The organism is Sphingomonas sp. 4RDLI-65 (genome assembly GCF_049472435.1).
Classification (GTDB): domain Bacteria; phylum Pseudomonadota; class Alphaproteobacteria; order Sphingomonadales; family Sphingomonadaceae; genus Sphingomonas.
Window position 1 is genome coordinate 17,488 of record NZ_JBCEBT010000007.1, and the last position, 20,415, is coordinate 37,902.

Genomic DNA, 20,415 nt, shown 5'->3' on the forward strand with positions numbered 1-20,415 from the left:
CGCTCGACGGAAAAAGCCAAATTATTTGGCAAATTCCTGGAGACGGTCGAACGGCGCGTGACGGGCGACGAAATCGGCATGTGCGGGGAGGGCTTCGGCAGCACGCAACGTGGCAGCGCGTATCTGCCGTAGCGCGTCCGCAACCCGGTCCGCATCCAGCGCGTCGACGATCGGATCATAGCCGACCGGCACGACGTTCTGCCCGAGCAGCACCTGGACCCAGCTCGGGATGCCGAACAGTTCGTCGTCGTAGCGGAAGATGCGGCCCTTCTCGCGGAACAGCGCGAGTTTCCGCGTCAGGCTGTCGGGGATCGGCATCGTCCGGACGTGCCGCCAGAATGCCGAACCGTCACGGCGGGTGGCGTGGTAATGGAGGATGATGAAGTCGCGGACCGACGTGTAGGCGTCGCCCATCAGCCGGTTATATTCGTCGCGCTCGACATCGCCGAAGCCCGTATCGGGGAACAGCGCGAACAGTTTCGAGATGCCGGTCTGGATCAGGTGGATGCTGGTCGATTCGAGCGGTTCCAGGAACCCGCCGGCAAGCCCCAGCGCGACGACGTTCCCCTCCCACATCTTCGCACGCCGACCCGCCTTGAAGCGGAGTTGCCGCGGTTCGGCCGTTGGTTTCGAGTCGAGATTGGCGAGTAACGTGGCGGTCGCCTCGTCATCTGAAATATGCGCACTGGAATAGACATGGCCGTTGCCGGTCCGATGCTGGAGCGGGATTCGCCACTGCCACCCGGCCGGGCGCGCCGTCGCGCGCGTGTAGGGCAGCAGCGGAGAGCTCGGTTCGGTCGGCACCGCGACCGCGCGGTCGCAGGGTAGCCAGTGCGACCAGTCCTCGAAGCCGACGCCCATCGTCTCGCCGAGCAACAGGCTGCGGAAACCCGAGCAGTCGATGAACAGGTCGCCCTCGACCGCGGTGCCATCGTCAAGCCGAACCGCGCGGACATGGCCGCTCTCGGGATCGCGGTCGACGGCGTTTATACGCCCTTCGATCCGGGTAACGCCGCCCTCCTCGGCGCGGCGGCGCAGGAACGCGGCGTAGAGGCTCGCGTCGAAATGATAGGCGTAGGCGAGCGGCGCGGTCCCGCTCGGCTGGCCGAAACGCCCGAGATACGCGGCGACCGCGGACGGCGAATAGGCGTCGAGCCCGCCGATGCCGGGACGATCGCGCAGCTTCAGCCAGAGCTGGTGGAAGGCGAGGCCCTGGATGTCGCGGCCGTGTCCGCCGAATGCGTGCATGTAGCGATCCGCGCCGGTGTCCCAGCCGACGAACTCGATCCCGAGCTTGAAGGTGGCGCCGGTCGCGCGGACGAACTCGCGTTCGTCGACGCCGATCAGCTGGTTGAAGCCGAGGATCGGCGGGATTGTCGCCTCGCCGACACCGACCGTGCCGATCGCATCGGACTCGATCAGGATGACCTGGCGTTGGCCGTCGTCGAGATAGCGCGCGGCGGCGGCGGCGGCCATCCAGCCGGCGGTCCCCCCGCCGACGATGACGACTTTGCGGATGGGGGGATTCATCGTCTCCGGTCCGCTTGCGCGAGATAGGCGGGGTAGGGGGGGAGCCGCGACGGCAGCGCGGCGTTGGCCTCGGCCATGCGGGTCAGTGCGGCGCGTACCGTTTCCAGCGGCGTTGCCGCCGCGATCGGATCGGGGACCTGCGGGATCATGCCGAGCCCCAGCAACAGCCCGCGCCAGTCGTCTGCATCGAAGCTCTCGTCCTCGTGGAACGGCAGGCGCCCGCGATGTGCGAACTGGTCGAGCGTGTGGGCGAGACTGTCCGGGCGTGCGAGATGGCGGATGCTTTTCCAGAACGGCCCGCGGGTGCGCTCGGTCGCAAGATAATGCGCGGCCTGGAAATCGCGGACGCGTGCGGCTTCGCGGTGAGTGCGCGCATTATACTCAGCGAGTTCGGTCGGCGCGCAATCGCGGCCCGGCAGCAGGTCGATCGCGCGCAGGATCGCGGACTGCGCGAGATGCAGGTTCGCGTCGGCAAGCGGATCGAGCACGACGGCGGCATCGCCGATCGCCAGCACGTTGTGCACCCAGGGATGAGGGCGGATGCCGGGGGCGATCGGTATGATTTCGTTGCCCACGGGGAGGGTTCGACGAGCGCTGGAGTCGGGCATCTGCTCGGACGTGTAGGCTAGACCGACCAACGTGCGATCGCGCAGCGGCGTCTCGAACCGCCAGCCGGCCGGTACCGCCACCAGATCGTCGGTCGGCGTGACCGCGCGCGCGGGGGCCGTGCCGAGCAGCAGGCGATCGACCGGCAGGAACGCGCGCCAATCCTCCCATTGCGGATCGATCACCGAGCGGAGCGGGGCGGCAGGGCCTGCGCAATCGAGATAGAGGTCGGCACTCACGCGGCGGCCATCCGCCAGCAGCAGCGTTTCGACGCCGCCATCTGCGCGACGCTCGATAGCTGCGAACGGCCCCGCAACGGGGACGATCCCGAGATGCCGCGCATAGGCCGAGAGCAGCGCCCGGTAGCGCGGCGGATCGAGGCGGAGGGCGGAGCCGAAGCCCGACAGGGGCGATGCGGGATCGTCCGATGGGTGGACGAACCGATCGGCCGCGCCAAGCACCGCGGCCGGCGAGAACGCGTCGAACGCGGCGACCTTGCCGGCGCGGCGGGCGTTCAGCCAGTGCTGGTGGAACGCGCCGTCAGCGATCGGTCCTCCGCGTTCGCCGTACGCGAAGATGACCGGCACGCCGTCCGCACGCCAGTCGGACAGCCGCGTCGCGATCCGGTGGGTCGCGCCCGCGGCGAGTAGGTCGGCCTCGCTTAGTCCGATGCGCTCATGGAACGTCGCGATCGACGGCAGCGTGCCGGGCATCCTGTCGGCCAGCGCCGCGGGATCGGCCGGCGTCTCGATCAGCGTAATCGCGAGACCGGGCAGCGCGCGGGCGAACGCAACGGCCGCGGACAGGCCGACGATACCTGCGCCAAGAATCGCGACGCTGCGAATAGGCGTACGCTCGGTCATGCGGGGATCGTCGCATTGCGGCGCGCGAGGAACGTGGCGTGGTCGGGCATCGCGCCGGCGGTGGCGGCGACCTGGTCGCGCAGCCTGGCGATCGCGCGGTCGAGGCCTTCGAGCGCAGGGCCGTCGGCGCGCTGGTCCCAGCCCGACGGGATGATGCCCTGGCCGAGGTATACCGCCAGCCAGCTCGGTTCGAGAAACAACCCCTCGCTATAGTGCGTGACGCGGCCGGCGCGGCGGAACAGCTCCATCTTCTCGGCCAGCGTATCGGGCACGTCCATCGTCCGGACGTGGTCCCAGAAGTCCGAATCGTCGCGGGTGGTGGCGTGATAATGGAGGATCAGGAAGTCGCGGATGCGGTCATATTCCATGTCGACCATGCGGTTGAACTCGGCGCGGTCTGTGGCCGCGATTCCTGCCGATCCAGCACGCTGCGGGAACAGCTCGATCAGCTGCGTGATCGCCATCTGCGCAAGGTAGATGCTGGTCGATTCGAGCGGTTCGAGGAACCCCGAGGCGAGCCCGACGCCGACGACGTTGCCGACCCACGAGTTGCGGCGACGGCCTGCGCGAAACTTCAGGAACCGCGGGTCGGCGAGCGGCGTGCCTTCGACCGAGGCGACCAGTGCGTCGGCGGCCGCCTGATCGTCCAGATGTGCGCTTGAATAGACATAGCCGTTGCCGACGCGGTGCTGGAGCGGGATGCGCCATTGCCAGCCGGCGGGTTTCGCGGTGGCGCGGGTATAGGGTTCGATCGGTCCCTCTGGTGACGCGCAGGGCATCGCGACGGCACCGTCGCAGGGGAGCCAGCGCGACCAGTCCTCCCACGGCTCGGCCATCGCGTCACCGAGCAACAGGCTGCGGAAGCCCGAGCAGTCGACGAACAGGTCGCCCTCGATCGTTTCGCCCGAGTCCATCCGCAAAGCGCGGACGTCGCCGGTGAGCGGGTCCTTCTCAACCGACAGCACCCGGCCTTCGGTACGACGCGCGCCGTGCGTCTCGGCGAAACGGCGCAGATACGGCCCGAACAAGGTCGCATCGAACTGATACGCATAGCCGAAGCTGGCGGCGAGATCGTCGGGGGGGCCATCTGGAATCGCGAACCGGTGAGCCTTGGCCGCGGCGACCGCGACCGAATAGTCGCCGATCGGGCCAGCGCGCCCTTCCGCTGCCAGCCGCAGCCAATAGTGATGAAAACCGACGTCGCCGAGCGGTCGTCCGAACGTCCCGAACGGGTGGATGTAGCTGTCGCCGATCGCGCCGAAATCGCGGAAGTCGATGCCGAGCTTGAACGTCGCATGCGTCGCCCGCATGAAATCAGCCTCGTCGAGCCCGAGCCGTTCGACGAATGCGCGGATATGCGGCAGCGTCGCCTCGCCGACACCGACAATGCCGATCTCCGCCGATTCGATCAGGTGCACGGTACACGCCGCCGGCAACAGCCGGACCAGCGCCGCCGCCGTCATCCAGCCGGCGGTACCGCCTCCCACAACCACCACGCGCGTCCGTTCGATACCGTTCATGATCCCCTCTCGCCGGTTAGGACCGATCCGAGCCTGTTACACTTTGGCCACAGTCCGGATACGTCCGACATATCTGTCTATCAAATTGTCTTATTCGACTTGTGGCGTGAAACATAGCCGCCTACCACGCTGGTCAAGCGAACGACTGCCGTTCGTGCCGATGGGGAAAAGCCCGGTCAGAACGCCTGCTTCATAGCGGCGACGACCTGCGCTTGTGGATGTTGAAGGGGTTAATCATGGCTAATGTTGCGTCGCGTCTGTTCGGGGCGAGCGTATCCGCGCTCGCGATCGCATTCATCGCCCAGCCGTCTTTCGCGCAGGTCGCAGATCCTGCCGTGACGCCTGCCGCCGACGCGCAGGCTGTGCCGGCTCCGGCGGGTTCGGGCGCCGCCAGCACGACCTCGGGCGCAACCAGCCTAGACTCGGCCGTCGCAGGCACCGCGCCGGGTTCTGCCAGCAACACCACCGGCACCTCGGGCGCGTCGCAGGACGCAGGCAACCCCACCCCCGACCCAGAGCGCGAAGAGATCGTCGTCACCGGCATCCGCCAGAGCCTGGCCAACGCGCAGAACATCAAGCGCAATTCGGACACCGTCGTCGACGCGATCACCGCGGAAGACATCGGCGCACTGCCCGATCGCTCGGTGAACGAAGCGTTGCAGCGTGTCCCCGGCGTGTCGATCAGCCGCTTCGCCGCGCCCAGCGACTCCGCACATTATTCCGCACAGGGCTCTGGCGTCGTCATTCGCGGCCTCAGCTACGTTCGCGGCGAGTTCAACGGCCGCGACGCGTTCGCAGCCGGCGGCGGTCGCGAGATTGGCTTCAACGACATTCCGGCGGAAATCGTCGGGTCGGTCGAGGTGTTCAAGAATCTCACTGCCGACTTGGTCGAGGGCGGCATCGCCGGCACCGTCAACATCAACACGCGCAAGCCGTTCGATTCGAAGAAGGACCTGTTGTTCCTCTCGGCAGGCATGAACCTCGGCGATCTGGAGAAGCGCGGCGCGCCGCAGTTCGTCGGGCTCGTCTCGAAGCAGTTCGACCTGGGCAGCGCAGGCCGGTTCGGCATCCTCGCCAGCGGCACCTACCAGAAGCTCTACAGCCGCTCGGACTCGGTGTTCATCTCGTCGATGCTGCCGCGCTACAATGACGACACCAATGGCAACGGCGTTCAGGATGCCGGCGAAGGTCGTGTGCTCAACGCAGGGACGCCGTACCAGTCCACGCTGTTCGACACCTTCCCGCTGCCCGCCGGTCGCAACGTGGTGTACGCGCCGCTGGGCGCCGGGTCCCGCACGCAGGATTTCAACCGCACGCGCATCGGCTATTCGGGCGCCGCGCAATATGAGAACGCATCGGGTAATCTGCTGATCACCGGACAGTTCGTTCGGGCTGAATCGACCGACGACTGGCTTGAGCACACGGTCGAGCCGAACGTGTATTACGGGGATGCCAATACCGTCTTCCCGGTCGGCGCATCGGGCTTCACCTACGACGACGATGGCGTCTTCACGAGCGGCACGCTCGGCAAGCGCAGCGGTGCGGTGCAGGGCAATACCCCGGCCGGCTACGGCGTTCTCACCCAGTTCGCGCCCGATGGCGTGTTCACGACCGAATCCAACCGGCATTTCTTCTCGAAGTCGATCTCGCAGGATCAGTCGCTCAACATCAAGTTCGAGCCGATCGATCGCCTGCACCTGAACTTCGACGGCCAGTACGCGACGTCGAAGGTAAAGGTCCGCGACGACATCCTCGATACTGCCACGTTCAGCCAGACCGCGATCGACCTGCGTGGCAATATCCCGCAGATCACCTCGATCACGCCGGGCTTCGATACGGCCAGCTATTTCGCCAACCCGAACTCGCTGTATTTCCGCGACGCCTTTAACGGGCGTCAGGACAATGAGGGCCATGAGTGGGCGTTCCGCGGCGATGCGCAGTTCGACGTCAGCGACGATGCCTTCCTGCGCAACGTCCGGGTCGGCGGCCGCTATGCCGATCGCAAGCAGACGGTGAAGGCGGTCGACTACAATAACTGGGGCTATTTGTCGGAAACCTGGTCCGCCAAGGGCGTGGTCAGCTATGCGGCACTCGACCAGAACGAGCAGAGCCTTCACAATTTCACGAACTTCTTCCGCGGCGGTACCAACACGCCGCCGAGCACGACGTTCGTTTCCGACGATATCCTGCGTGACCACGACGCGTTCACCAACCTGCTTCGCAAGATTACGGCGCTGGGTGGCGGCACCTATACGCCTGCCGAGGATCGCAAGACCGCCGACGGCAGTCCGCTGATCGATGGCGCATACCTGCCGAGCGAGGTGTACCGAAATCGCGAGCAGACCTTCGCCGCCTATGCCCGCGCCGATTTCGGCGTCGAGGATTTCGGCAACGGCATGAGCCTGACGGGCAATATCGGTCTGCGCTTCGTCCGTACCAAGGACAGCTCCGACGGTGCGATCACCTTCCCGCAACAGAACACGATTTTTAGCACGACCAACCTGCCCGCCAATCCCAACGGCGGCACCTATCCGGCCACGTTGGCGGGTTTCTGCCAATCGCAGCGCGACGTGCCGCCGACCACCGGATCGATCAATCCGATCTGTACAGTGCCGGCTGCGCAACAGGCGGCGATCGTGGCGTATGCCAATGGCTCCTCGACCCCCGATATCGCCAAGCAGAAGTTCAACTTCTGGTTGCCGAGCGCGAACGTGAAGCTTCAGGTCACGCCGACCTTGCTGTTCCGTGCGGCAGGATCCAAGGCGATCTCGCGACCGAACTTCGGCGATCTGCGCAACTATGTCGGTGTCGGCGCATCGGGTGGCAACACGACCGGCAACTTCCAGTTCGCCGCCCAGTCGCGCAATCCCTTCCTGCGCCCCGTCGAGGCGCTCCAGTTCGACCTGACCAGCGAGTGGTATTTCTCGAAGGTCGGCTCGCTCACCGCGACGCTGTTCCACAAGACTCTGTCGAACATCATCGTCGACAATCTCGGCTATACGCGCACGCTGACCAACAACGGGCAGACGTTCGACGTGCAGGTGAGTGGTCCCGCCAACGTCAACGGCAAGTCGCGGATCAAGGGTGCGGAAATCGCGTACCAGCAGACCTTCGACTTCCTGCCCGGCGCGCTCAGCGGTCTCGGCATGCAGGCGAACTACACCTTCGTGAAGGCGGGCAAGATCCCCAACCCGGTGCCCGCCAACGGCGCCGCGGATGGCAGCCGTCCGCCGCAGGACGTCGCCGGCCTGTACGACAACCTCCCGCTCCAGGGCCTGTCGAAGCATACCGTCAACGTCGCCGGCTTCTACGACAAGGGTCCGTTCTATGCCCGCGTCGCGTATAGCTGGCGCTCGAAGTTCCTGCTGACCAACCGCGATTGCTGCTTCCCGTTCCTGCCGGTCTACGCATTGCCGACCGGGCAGCTCGACGCCTCGGCATTCGTGACGGTGAACGAGCATTTCAAGCTCGGCGTGACCGCGTCGAACCTGCTCGACGAGACGACCAAGACCAATTTCCTGTTGAACGGCGCGGGTCTCGAAGCGCCGCGCAGCTTCTTCAAGAACGACCGGTCGTATACGCTCTCGGCGCGCATGACCTTCTGAGGTAGCGGGCTGAGGTAGCGGGATATGAGGCCAGGGATTACACGCACGCGATGAGTGAGATCCTTGGCCTTCCGGTTGCCGAAACCGGTGCGATCGACGCGGTGCGGTTCGAAGCCGAGATCGCGCATGGCTATCGCCCGGTGGTGATGCGCGGGCTGGCGGCGGACTGGCCCGCCGTCCGCGCCGCGCGGCAATCCGATCGCGCGATCGGCGAGCATATCGTGTCGTTCGATGGCGGGCGCTCCGCCGACGTGATGGTCGCGCAAAGCGACGTGCGCGGGCGGTTCTTCTACAGCGACGACCTGAGCGGCTTTAATTTCGAGCGCGCCAAGGCGCCGATCCCGACGCTGGTCGACCAGTTGATCGCGTTGCAGGGAGTGCCGGGCGCGCCGGCAATCTATGCCGGGGCGGCTGCGGCGGGGGAGTTCCTGCCGGGCTGGGCGGAGGCGAACGTCCTGCCGCTGCCGACTCCCGATGCGGTGCCGCGGGTGTGGATCGGGAACGAGAGCCGGGTCTCGACGCATTACGACGTGTCGAGCAACGTCGCGGTCGTGGTCGCGGGGCGGCGGCGGTTCTGCCTGTTTCCGCCTGAGCAGGGGCCGAACCTGTATGTCGGGCCGCTCGACGTGACGATCGCCGGCCAGCCGGTGAGCCTGGTCGATCTCGAGGCGCCCGATCTGGAGCGGTATCCCCGGTTCGCGACGGCGCGTGAGCAGATGCAGGTTGCGGTGCTGGAGCCGGGCGACGCGATCTTCATACCCTCAATGTGGTGGCATGACGTGAAGGCGCTTGGGCGGTTCAACGTGCTGGTCAATTACTGGTGGGGGCAGGGGGGCGCGACTTCGCCGTTCCCCGCGCTGATCCACGCCATCCTGGCGATCCGGGATCTGCCGGAGGGCGAGCGGGCGGCGGTGCGGGGCTGGTTCGACCAGTATGTGTTTGGCGACGATGCGCAAGCCGCGGCCGCGCACCTGCCCGAGGCGATGCGCGGCGTGCTGGGGAGCCCGTCGCCGGAACGGACCGAAGCGATCCGCGGATACCTCGCGCGAACGCTGGAACGACGCTAGCGCCGAATTTAGCGGCCTCGCGTCGCGTCGAGGAAGGCTGCGGTCCAGACCAGCGGGGCGTTCCAGTTGATTGCGACTTCGTTGACGGTGAAGGCGCGGTAGTCGTCGATCCAGCAGGTCTGCGGTGCGCAGCCTTTCATCGGGCCGGGCTCGTTCGCGGCGGCGGAATTGGGGCCTCCTGACAAAACGCCGGCGGGTGGTGCGGGGTAGCGCTTGTCGGCTGCGGCCGCCCAGAAGCGGTGGTGCGGGTGCTGCATCGGGCGCGTGCCGATGCCCGTGACGTAAGACCGGTCGAGCGGGTTGCGGCCGAGTATATAGTCGAGGCTCGCCAATACCGCGTCGCGATAGGCGGGCTTGCGGTCGATCTGCCACGCGACGCCGAGCATGATCGCGCGGTTGAGGATCGAACTGCTCGAGCCCCAGGGATATCTGGTGCCGCCAAAGGGTATGCCGTAGCCGCTGCGCTTGCCCTCGGCGACGAAGCCGTCGGCGAGCGCGGTGATCCGGGTGCGGAGCTTGGTACGGTCATCCGCGGGGAGCGCGTCGGGCACGGTCGCGAGCGTCAGCGCCCCCGCCAGTCTGAGCGATCCCCAGCCGATATCCGTGCCGGGATCGGTGAAGATGCCGTCCTTGCGCAAGCGATCGAAGAAAACCGCTTCGTTAGTGGTCGCGTAGAGTTGCGCGGCGGCGAAGGTGAACTCGTCGCGGACGTCTGGGTCGCCATAGCCGCCGCTGCCGGTGAAGTCGGAGCTGGTGAGGAGGGCTGGGTGGCGAAGTGCCGCCGCCCAGCCGCGTCGCGCCGCGGTGAGGCATTTGGTGGCGAAGGCGGGGTCGATCGTTCGCCAGATCCGCGCGCATTGTGCCGCGATGCCGACCATGTTGAGCGTTGCCGCGGTCGATGGTGGGTAGAGAAACCGGCGTTCGCGATCGTCGGCGGGGGCGGTTGGAAGTCCGGTCCAGTTCTCGTCGGCGATCTTGGTGTGGACGAGGCCGCCTGCGTCGATCGTCTCGAACCGGGTGATCGCCTCGCCTGCGACGCCCGCGTCTGGAGCGATAGCGAGCTTGGTACCGTCGGGGATCTGCATTGCGAGCAGGAAGGCGACTTCGACGCGCGCTTCGTCGAGCAGGTCGTCCTTGCCGTTGGCGCGTTCGGGTAGGGCAAGGCGGCCGTCGGCGAACGCGGTTGCGTCACCGAACGCCGCGAGCCGTTCGTGCAAGTCGAGCAGAGTCCAGGTCGAGACGCCGCCGTTGACGACGTATTTGCCCTGGTCGCCGGCATCGTACCAGCCGCCGGTCGCGTCGATCTTGTAGCTGCAGCCGGGCCATTCGACGCCCTTCTGGTCGCGGCCGGCAAAGCAGGTGGCGATGTCGGTTGCATGGCCGGCGGGGCGGGCGAGGTCCTTGCGCTCGACGAACGCGGGCAGGATGGGGACGCCGCTGCGTTGCTGGTAGAAGAACGCCATCGCCGCGGTCGCCACGGCCGCGAACGGGCGCTCGGCGATCGGGAACGGGTGGCTGGCGGCTGTGCCGACGTGGAGGCGATAGCCGGTGCCGGGCGTCCGGAAAATGCCGAAGTCGATCCGGTGGACGCTTTCGCCTGACGCTGCATCGGGACCGATCGGTATCGTCTGGCCCGACGCGACGATCTTGCCGCGCGCGTCGGTCAGTGTCCACGCGAGCGGTTTCGTCTGCGCAGATGGCAGCACCGCCAGCTTGGGGCCGGTCGTCTCGAACCCGGCCTGGTCGATCCGGATCGGTGCGGGTGGGGCTTGCGTGGCGGCGGTCGTCAGCAGGACGGCCGCCGCACCAAGCAGGAGCCGCTTCAATCGCCGCACTTCGTCATCGGCACGGGCGCGGAGTCGATCTTCACGTCGGAGATCGACAGGCCGAGCTTGCCGTCGGTGGCGATTACGAACGGCGCGGTGACGTGCGCCATGTCGATGCCGCGCTTGGCGAAGCATTGCAACGGGACGATGACCTGCTGCCAGTCGCCGGGCTTGCCCGCCGCGAGTGTCTTGCTGATCGGCACCGTCACGGCTTTGCCGTCGTTGCTGACCATGCCGAGCCCGACCGGTGCGTTGCCCGCGTGATCGACGCGGACGTCGACGACGAGGCTCAGCTCGCCATTGCTCTCGCGCGTGAGGTCGAGCGGGCCCGAGGCCTCGACACGCGCATCCGCGGGGCCCCCCGCCCAGACGAGCGCGCGCGCGTCCTCCTGGCGGCGGCGGTCGACCGCGGAGGCGGTGAGGCGCTTGGTCGCGGTCGTAGCGTTGACGCCGAGCAGGCGGACCTTCGACTGGTCCTGCTCGACCAGGGTGAGCGACCAGCCCTCGGGAACGCGGCCCTTGCCGAAGATCGTGCCATTCGACGACGCGGCCATGCCGGCAGGGCGGGTTTCGTCGAGCTTGGGGACGGTGCCCGGCTTGGCGTAGCTCAGGCCGTAGCCGAACGCGAACAGCGGGTCGTAGCCGGCGGCGGAGCGGTTGAGGACATACTGGTCGGGACGCTTTGGCCACGAGAAGCTCAGTTTGCCGCGGAAGTCGTTGGCGACGCTGCCGTCCTTCTTGCGGAACAGTACGTCGGCGACGCCGCCGCCTTCGCTGCCCGGCAGGAATGCCGCGACGAACGCATCGGAGGCGTTCAACTCGGCGTTCACCCAGAGCGGACGCCCCGACAGGAACACCGCGACGACGGGGACGCCCGCCGCCTTCAGTTTTCGCAACAGTTCGAGGTCGGACTTGTCCTCGGCGCTGTATTCGAGGTTCGGACGGTCGCCCTTGAACTCGGCATAGGGCTGCTCGCCGAACACGACGATCGCCGCGTCGGGCTTCTTGGCGAAGCTGCCGTCGGCCGACAGCGTCGCGGTGCCGCCCGCTGCCTTGACCGCGGTGCTGATGCCCGACCAGATCGTCTCGGCATTGGGGAAGTTCGCGTTGGTCGTGCCGCCGCCCTGCCAGGTCAGCGACCAGCCGCCGGCCTGTTGCGGGATGTTGTCCGCACCGCCGCCCGCGACGAGGATTTTCGCAGACGGTTTCAGCGGGAGCAGGCCACCTTCGTTCTTGAGCAGGACCATCGATTCGCGTGCAGCACGCCGCGCGATCGCGCGGTGGTCGGCGGCACCGATGAGGGTCATCCTGCCGGCGAGCGCGCGCGACGACGGGCGACCGCGATCGAACGTGCCGGCGCGGATTTTCACGCGCAGGATGCGGCGGACCGCGTCGTCGAGGCGGGCGGCGGGGATCTCTCCGGATTGCGCCTGCTTCAGCGTGTTGGCGTAGAGCGTCTTCCACCCGCTGCCCGAATACATGAACATGTCTAGGCCGGCGTTGATCGCCGCGGCGCAGCTCTCGTTCGAGCAGCCATCGACCTGGCCGTGGCCGTTCCAGTCGCCGACCACGAAGCCGTCGAAGTGTAAGCGGTCTTTCAGCACGCCGGTCAGCAGGCTCTTGTTGCCGTGCATCTTGGCGCCGTTCCAGCTCGAGAAGCTGGCCATCACCGACTGCGTGCCGGCCTCGATCGCGGCCGGGTAGCCGCCGAGGTGGATGTCGCGGAGCGTGGTTTCGGGGATGCGCGCATCGCCCTGGTCGCGCCCGCCCGTGCCGCCATCGCCGAGGAAATGCTTGGTAGTCGCGATGACGTGGTCGGGGGCGAGGAATTCCTTGGTGCCGACTTTGCCCTGGACGCCTTCGATCACCGCGCCGGCGTAATCGGCCTGGATCTGCGGCTCTTCGGAATAGCTCTCGTACGTGCGGCCCCAGCGATCGTCGCGGACGACGGCGAGCGTCGGCGCGAAGGTCCAGTCGATGCCGGCGGCGGCGGTCTCGATCGCGGTGACGTGGCCGATCTCGCGCATCAGGTCGCGGTCGCGCGCGGCGCCGAGGCCGATGTTATGCGGGAAGAGCGTCGCGCCGGGGATGTTGTTGTTACCGTGGACTGCGTCGGTGCCCCAGATCACCGGGATCGCGGGCCGGCCGTCGCTGCGCGCCATCGAGGCGTCATAGAAGGCGTCGGCGAGCTTCAGCCACTCGACGGGCGGCGCCAGATCGTTGCCGCCGGGCCCGGCATTGCCGCCGTTGAGGATCGAGCCGAGCTTGTACGTGCGCAGGTCCGACGGCTCGATGCTGGCGATGTCGACCTGGATCAGCTGGCCGATCTTGTCCGCGACCGACATGCGTTTGATGATCGCGTCGATCCGCGCCTCGACCTTCGGATCGCGCAGCGGCCGCGCGTTGGCGGTCGGCCAGATCTCGGGATGCGCGACCGCCGACAGGGGGGCGGTCGGGGCCGCTACCGGCGTTGCCGCCGATTGCAGCAGAAGCGCGATCGTGAACGTGGAAAAACTCGCCGACATCATACTCTCCCTGGGCGGTACCCGATCGCGATCGGTACCTTTGCGACCCTGCTACCGGCCCCGGGCAGTATTACGCAAATCATTTGGTCATTTGGTCGCGGTCCATATTTCGGGATGCGCATCGACATAGCCGGCCAATGCGGTGGCGATCCTGCCGTCGTCGACGGTCGAGGGATGCGCATGGCAGGCCGAGAAGGCGAGGCCGGTGACGGGGACGAAACCGATGTTGCGCTCGCCTTCGGCCTTGAGGCGCGCGGCGACCTTGCCGACTTCCGCCGCGATCTCGCCGTCCGCCAGATCGGTCGCCCAGAGCACGACATGCGCGCCCGGATTGCGCGCGCGAACGGCTTTGACGAAGGCGACGTACTTCGCCTCGTAATCAGCGTGGAGCGCATCGCGCGTCTGCCACGGTTCGGAGGCTTTCAGCGGCGTGCTGAAGTCGTTGGTGCCGAGCGCGATCACGAACAGGCTTGGGTGCCAGGCCGGGTCTGCGTAGCGCTTGGCCTTGTCGAACAGCGTGAACGGGTAGGCGGCGGGGACGGTGTCGGCGGCCATGCCGTCATAGTTGCGGACGATCCCGCGGCCCGAGATCGCGTTGACTTGATAGTCCGCGCCGTAGCGGCGGGCGGTCAGTGCTGGCACGCCTTGCGCGGTGTCGGTGGTCGCCCAGACTTCGGCTCCGGTGCAGTCGCGCTTCGCCGAGACGTTGCCGTAGCCGACGGTATGCGAATCGCCGATGAACTCGATCTGGCGGGTGCGGGTGGGCGCGGGGAGCGCGCGTGTTTCGGGACCTGCGAAGAAGCCGCCGAAGACGTTCGGTCCGGCCTGGCTCTCGCTGGCGACGTCGACGCGGATCGTGTGGCGGCCGTTCGACAGGCCGGCGACGCGGTAGAGGCCGGGCTTCGGCTTGACGAGCTTAACGGCGAGCGCGCCATCGACGGCCACGCGGAGGATGACATCGCCCTGGCCTATCCTGAGGAGCGCACTCGGGCCGCGGAACGCAACTTCGAAATAGGTGCCGGGCCATTGGCGCTCATAGCCATCCGCGGTCCGCTCGACGCGGCCGCCGATGTGGACCGGGAGGGGCGCGCCGGCTTTCGCGGTCGTCGGGGTCACAGTCGGCGGGGCGGCGATTGCCGACGTCGACAGCAGTGCGGCAGCGAACAGCCCGAGGATCGTCTTCATGCCTTCACCTTCAACCATGCGGGGAGTTCGTCTTTGGTGACGTAGCGTTTCGATGCGAAATCGCGGCGCAACTGGTCGGGCGTGTTCTGGTCGGCGCCGGTCAGCCAGCGCGTGTGCCAGGTCATGAACCAGAGCCAGTCCGCGGTCGGACCGAGCAACGCCGGATCGGGAACGGGGCCGTTCTCGTGCAGGCAGATCGGCAGCGTGTCGCCGACGATCGCCTTCACCTGCGCGAACATGGCTGCGAGATTGCCGTGGTCGTTCGCGTAGATATCCGCACCCGCGACATCGACCGTAGCGCGGCCCGGATACCAGGCGGGATCGACGTTCTGCCCTGCCCAGCCGAGCACCCATATCAGGTTGTTCAGCCGGTGGACGCGCGTGAACTGGTCGTACATCAGCGCCCAGAGCGCCTTGAACGCGTCGGGGCCGTGCTTGCCCCACCAGAACCAGTCGCCGCTGAATTCGTGGAACGGGCGCCACAGGACGGGGACGCCCCGGTCTTGCAACACCTTCAGCAGGCGCGCCACCTCGGTCATGTCGCGCATCATCGCGACGTTCTGCGGGGTGCCGGGTTTCAGCGCGGCGGCGACGTCGAAATCCTTCTTGGAGTTCTCGTAGCCGGTGCCGACGTCCGGTGCGCCCCAGTGCCAGCACAGCGTGACGATTCCGCGCGAACGCGCCCAGGCGGTGGCACGGTCGTTCACCGCATCATTGTCGCGCGGGTCGATGTAATCGAGGCCGAGGATCGCGGGGAGCTTGCCCGTCACGCGCTGGAGATAGTCGAGCTCGCCGTTCGGATTGGTCGGGCCGGAACCCTGCTCCTGTTGCCCGGTCAGCGTTTTCCTGCCGTATTGGCTCCATAGATAGGCGTAGAGTTGCCGGGTGGCGGGGGTGGCTTTCGGATTGCTCAAGCTGCGGTTCGGCACTGCGGCTAGCGCCGGTACGCCGTGGAGCAGGCCAAGCGCCGCCGTCATCCCCAGCGTCTCGCGACGGTTGAGCATCAGAGTGCCGCCATCGCCGCAGCGTGCGCGCGGATCACGGACTGCGTCGACGCGTCGCTGTCGAACACGCCGTACCAGCCCTGCGGTTCGTGCGGGGGATCGCCCATATATCCGAGGTCGCCGCGCTGGAACCTGTGGTCCACATGAGGCGTGCGCGCCTCGCCGTTCCACGCCCAGAAATTCGAGCCGGCAAGCGGCCCGCCGGCCTTGGCGTTCGCCTCGATCGCGGCGTAGATCTGGCGGTAGAAGCGATCCTTGTACACCGTCGTGATGGTCGGATCATAGGCGTCCTGGCCGTCGCGCGGATAGCCGAACTCCTCGATCACCAGCGGCTTGCCGAGCGTTGTCGCGAGCCGGATGTGCGTGTCGATATAGTCGGCCACCTTCGCCGCGCCCGCGTCGTAGGTGCCGGCGAGGTTGCCCGCGTCCATCCACGTCCAGTTGTTCGGCCAGATATGCGCGGTGAGATAGTCGATCGACGACGGGCGATGCGCGGCGAGCACGACGTCCTCGCGTTCGATCGAGCCTTTCAGACCTTCGGATCCGGTCGAGACGAGGTGGTTGGGATCGAGCGTCTTGATGTAACGCGCGGTCTCGTCGATCCAGCGGTAGAAGGCGGGCAGGTTGGGCACGGCAACCTTGTCGCCGCCGGCCGGACGCGGTTCGTTCGCCAGCTGCCACGCCATGATCGTGGGGTCGGCGGCATAGGCGACGCCCGTCACGCTGTTGGTCCGCGAGACGACCGCGCGGATGTAATCGCGGTACATCGCCTGCGCCTGGCCATTGGTGTAGAACGCCGCGTTCCAGTCGGCGAACTCGGGCCACGGGTGCGCGGGGTCGTTCATGTTGATGTACTTGCCGCCGTTGACCCACGAGAGATAGGTCATCATCCCGCCCGACCATTCCCAGAAGTTGGTCAGGTAGATCACGCCGGTCATGTCGCGCTTCGCCATCTCCGCGAGCGTCCAGTCGAGCCCGTTGAGCAGATCCTCGTTGTAGGTCGCGCTCTTGTCGCGGAAGCCGGGCGTGATCGAGTTCTTCAGCGGCGACAGTTCCGCCGAGCCGAGAATACGCAAATTGCGGACGCCGAGTGCCTGCAACCGGTCGAGCTCGCGCGCCAGCCTTGCCCGGTTGCCGTACGCCGTCTCCGCGCCGAGCCATGCGCCATACCAGATATTGGCACCGGCATAGCGATATGGCTTGCCGTTGCGTTCGAAGCCGTGCCCCGCGACGGTGACGAACGATGCGGGTGCGCGCCGGTCGGCGATCGCGTTGCCGAGATGCGCGCGATCCGCACAGGCGGTCACCAATGCCACTCCCGCCAGCAATGCCATGCGCCTGTCGATGATCGCCAATGCCAACTCCTTCGTGAGGCTGAGAATTCGGGGGCGGATCAGAACGGAGATCGTCGCCACCCCGGAACCCTAGGTTCGCGCGCGGGCCGGCGCTACCGCAGAATTGATATTCGGGGGGGAGGGCATGTGGTCGATGGCGCGTCGAATTGCTTGCAGGTACGCTGCGGAGGGCGATGACGAACGAAATCCTTCCGCCAATGCCGAATGGTGGATCGATCAGGGCTCGAAACAGGGTATCGGGTGAAGCGAGGCGCACGATGCGTCATCGCCGTTCGATTCAACGCTGGACGAGGCCCGATGTTGAACGCAGCAGGACAGGGAACGCGCGCGCGAGGGAGCGGACGAATGCAGCCAGACCATCCATTACCGCGCAAGACCGGACGCCCCACGCTCGAGGCTGCAAGCGCGTTGCACGAGCGGCTGCTTGGATGCGCGCTCACGATGCTGTGCGAACGCGGCATCGGCGGTCTTGCGATGGATGCACTGGCGCAGAAGGCTGCGGTTACCAAGCGGACGATCTATCGGCATTTCGAGAACAAGCTCGCTTTGGTCGAGGCGGTCGTCGAACGCGAGATCCTGCGCGTCGAGACCGCGATGCTGCCCGCGGACGGAGCGCCGCCCAGCCCCTTGTTCGCGCTGGAGGAATGGGCGCGCCATTATTTCGTGTTCACGCTCGATCCGGCGGTGCAGCGGTTCGGCGTGTTCCTGAGCTTCGAACGACTGAACGACGCCGATCTCGCAAACCGGCTCCAGACCTGGACGCGGCGCGCTACCGAGCGTCCCGATGCGCTGATCGTCCAGGCGCAGGCCGCGGGCGAGGTCGTGGCGGGGGAGCCGCATTTGCTGACGCTGCTGCTGATGGACCTTCTGCAGGGCCCGAACACGCGGATGACCTTCAACAGCCCCGTGGCGAGCGTGATGGGGGGATTGTCCGAAACGACGTTTTTCGCCTCGCGCTGGGCGGCGTTCCTGCAACTGGCCGGGGCCGATAATGCGGCGGGATGCGATCGTCGGGCGGGCACGGCGGCCGTCGCGGGCTGATCGTCGGGACGGAGACGTCGTGTTCTGCCGGTCGAATTCATGCGCGACGCATCGAGCGATTGCGAGCAGTCCGCGGTCGACATGCCGGTGCTCGGCAAGCGACCGGTAACGTCTTGATCCTGCGCGCGAACAGGCGACGAACCCCGGGAATCCTCGAGCGCTACAAGAACGCAGCCATCAGGTGCTGGGCGCGATCGCGTGTGCCGATGCGAGGGAGGAACACGCACGCCAAGCGGCATTTCGGCGGGACGTGACAGGGACGCCGACGATGCGCTTTCGAACGATATCGGCCCCTGGAGACAGGGCGCGCGCGGAGCGACCGCGGCACTTTCCCAAGACGGAAATAAGGACACTGTCCGGTAGATTTATTTTCAGCGGAGCGGAACCGTCGCGCGGCGCATGGCTTTAGACGTGCAGGCCGGATCGGGCGGCTGCGTGGCTGGACAGGCCGCGACATCGCCATTCTGGCTGGTCGGACGCGCTGGCACGTCGGGTGGATAAGGTTGCCGGTGGCGTCGTCATCGGAGCAGCGGCCTCACCACCGATTGCGCCCCCGGCATGGCCGAGAGGCCGCAATCCGGCTTTGCGACGATCCGCCTTTCCATTGGCGGCTCGGTCAGCCGTCCCTCATCGGCCCGTGCGATCTTCGGCCGGAATATTTCGAGGCATATATGACGACGTTTTTCATGACGGACGCAGTACCGCGCCCGGCGCCATTACCGGACCGCGAATTCGCATCGCAGGTCAGCGCACTCGCGGTATCGATGTATCGCTATGCGGTGTCGCTGTGCGCCGATCGGACGTTGGCCGAGGATCTGACGCAGGACGCGCTGGCCAAGGCCTGGCGGTTTCGGGCGCGGTTCGTCGCGGGTACGAACCTGAAGGCGTGGACGTTCCGCATCCTGCGCAACGCGTTCCTGTCCCACATCCGGCAGCAGAAGGTTCGTCGCACCGACACATATGGCGACGAGTTTCCCGACGTCGCGGTGCATGCCGAGCAGGAGAGCGGGTTGCTGTCCGACGATCTGGCCGCCGCGCTCGCGATGCTACCGGACGAACAACGCGACGCGCTGCTGCTGATCGCGCGCGACGGATTGAGCTATGAAGAGGCTGCGCGCCTGCAGAACGTGGCGCTCGGTACGATCAAGAGCAGGGTCAGCCGCGGCCGCGAGACGGTGCGCCAGATTATCGAGGGCGACGCGATCGCGCGCCGGCCCGCACGCGATCGCTTATCCGGGCCATCCGTCGTGGCTGGAGTGAGCGGGGCGGGGGCGGCTGTGGCGGTTGGGCCGGTAGCGGCTCGGCCGATCGCGATCGTGCCTGTCCCGACCGATTTTCGGTCGGACCGGTCGGACGGGTCCGATGTCCAGGCTGCGCTATTGCGCAACTGGCGTGCCGGCAACAAAACACGGGGCTGAGTTCGCACCGTGATGGCGGCGTCTTGAAACGGCTTGTTAGCCATGAGGTGCGCGGACGTGCACGGTGATTCCAGCGCCGCGCGATGGTCGGCTGGAATAGGCGGCACCATCCTGCCTTCTGCCAACGCCCCTTCGGCTGAATCCGGGCAAACCCGATTGCAGGATCCAACGCCCAGGAAAAACCGATGCGTTTCGGTCGGACAGAATAGCGGCGGGCCCTGATTTTCAGAGTGTGCCTGCGGGATAAGTCCGGGGCAGCGGGGCGGACCCTGAAAGCCGGCTGAACCGATAGCGGTGGAGCGGAGTTGTGAGCGCGATGCCGTGGGGCCAGACGGTGGAGACCGACTTGGTCGGGCCGGGTGGAGAAGCCGGGGCGATGCCAGCTGGTGAAGCTGAGGCGGAGCCGAGCGACGAACCTGAGACGGAGCCAAAATAGCGAACCTGAGGCGGGACCACATTGGCAGAGTTGGCGGAGCCGAGTGGCTAGGTCGAAGCAGTAGGGCCAGCAGTGATCGATCGGTTGGGCCCGCGGCCCGCTTTCGGCCGGGGTGGCGAGTTGGGCGCCGAAGCCACGCGGTGCTGCCTCCAGCGCTCGATCGCGTCAGCGACATTGGCGAGCGGTGGTGCCGCTGGCCCGCGCGGATCGCGGGGGTTGAGCACGTCGCGCATGCTCTGGCTACCGCCGCCCAGCCGTTAGTCGGCGATGTAACACCCAAGCTTCGTATCGTCGGCCGACGTCATCGGGGCGCGGCCGTCAAAGGACTATGGCGCATGTCATCGCCAATGGGCGTTCGCGCTTTCGTCAGGTCGGCGTTGGAAACCGATCCGACTGAAGTGTACCAAAAGGCTGTTTGTACGACACAGGCCCAA

The 20,415-nt window shown here is 66.8% G+C and carries 12 protein-coding genes; 4 read left to right on the top strand and 8 right to left on the bottom strand.

What is annotated here, in order from left to right; all coding sequences use genetic code 11:
* Window positions 1-21 precede the first annotated feature (21 nt).
* The 3 genes from VH567_RS14470 to VH567_RS14480 are packed head-to-tail and all read right to left on the bottom strand — an operon-like array spanning window position 22 to window position 4,519.
* Window positions 22-1,530: a tryptophan halogenase family protein gene (locus VH567_RS14470; protein ID WP_423326962.1), complete on the bottom strand. Its 1,509-nt coding sequence runs from the start codon at window positions 1,528-1,530 to the stop codon at window positions 22-24.
* The gene (locus VH567_RS14475; protein WP_423326963.1) at window positions 1,527-2,999 is read right to left on the bottom strand and encodes a tryptophan 7-halogenase; all 1,473 of its coding nucleotides are present in this window, start codon (window positions 2,997-2,999) and stop codon (window positions 1,527-1,529) included. The genes VH567_RS14470 and VH567_RS14475 overlap by 4 nt, the downstream gene beginning before the upstream one ends.
* On the bottom strand, window positions 2,996-4,519 hold the full coding sequence (locus tag VH567_RS14480; protein WP_423326964.1) for a tryptophan halogenase family protein: 1,524 nt from the start codon (window positions 4,517-4,519) through the stop codon (window positions 2,996-2,998). The genes VH567_RS14475 and VH567_RS14480 overlap by 4 nt, the downstream gene beginning before the upstream one ends.
* A gap of 236 nt (window positions 4,520-4,755) precedes the next feature.
* Between VH567_RS14480 and VH567_RS14485 the strand changes: the two genes are divergently transcribed.
* A complete protein-coding gene (locus VH567_RS14485) occupies window positions 4,756-8,124 on the top strand; it encodes a TonB-dependent receptor (RefSeq protein ID WP_423326965.1) in 3,369 nt (1,122 codons plus the stop codon).
* Window positions 8,125-8,174: 50 nt separating this feature from the next.
* Window positions 8,175-9,191 carry a cupin-like domain-containing protein gene (locus VH567_RS14490; RefSeq protein WP_423326966.1) on the top strand — a complete coding sequence of 339 codons (1,017 nt, stop codon included), beginning with the start codon at window positions 8,175-8,177 and terminating at the stop codon, window positions 9,189-9,191.
* Window positions 9,192-9,199: 8 nt separating this feature from the next.
* Here the strand turns inward: VH567_RS14490 and VH567_RS14495 are convergent, their stop codons facing one another.
* From VH567_RS14495 to VH567_RS14515, 5 genes are all read right to left on the bottom strand, one after another.
* A complete protein-coding gene (locus VH567_RS14495) occupies window positions 9,200-11,017 on the bottom strand; it encodes a glycoside hydrolase family 9 protein (protein WP_423326967.1) in 1,818 nt (605 codons plus the stop codon).
* Complete coding sequence (locus VH567_RS14500) at window positions 11,014-13,542, bottom strand: glycoside hydrolase family 3 protein (RefSeq protein WP_423326968.1); 2,529 nt, start codon at window positions 13,540-13,542, stop codon at window positions 11,014-11,016. Before VH567_RS14500 ends, VH567_RS14495 begins: the two co-directional genes overlap by 4 nt.
* An 87-nt stretch (window positions 13,543-13,629) precedes the next feature.
* Entirely contained in the window at window positions 13,630-14,727 is a 1,098-nt protein-coding gene (locus tag VH567_RS14505) for an SGNH/GDSL hydrolase family protein (protein ID WP_423326969.1), read from the bottom strand.
* Window positions 14,724-15,731, bottom strand: coding sequence for a glycosyl hydrolase (locus VH567_RS14510; protein WP_423326970.1), 1,008 nt, complete (start codon window positions 15,729-15,731; stop codon window positions 14,724-14,726). The genes VH567_RS14505 and VH567_RS14510 overlap by 4 nt, the downstream gene beginning before the upstream one ends.
* Entirely contained in the window at window positions 15,731-17,086 is a 1,356-nt protein-coding gene (locus tag VH567_RS14515) for a glycoside hydrolase 5 family protein (RefSeq protein ID WP_423326971.1), read from the bottom strand. Before VH567_RS14515 ends, VH567_RS14510 begins: the two co-directional genes overlap by 1 nt.
* Before the next feature lie 345 nt (window positions 17,087-17,431).
* Between VH567_RS14515 and VH567_RS14520 the strand changes: the two genes are divergently transcribed.
* Entirely contained in the window at window positions 17,432-18,127 is a 696-nt protein-coding gene (locus VH567_RS14520) for a TetR/AcrR family transcriptional regulator (RefSeq protein WP_423326972.1), read from the top strand.
* 671 nt (window positions 18,128-18,798) lie between these two features.
* Window positions 18,799-19,545, top strand: coding sequence for a sigma-70 family RNA polymerase sigma factor (locus VH567_RS14525; RefSeq protein WP_423326973.1), 747 nt, complete (start codon window positions 18,799-18,801; stop codon window positions 19,543-19,545).
* The last annotated feature ends 870 nt before the right edge of the window (window positions 19,546-20,415 follow it).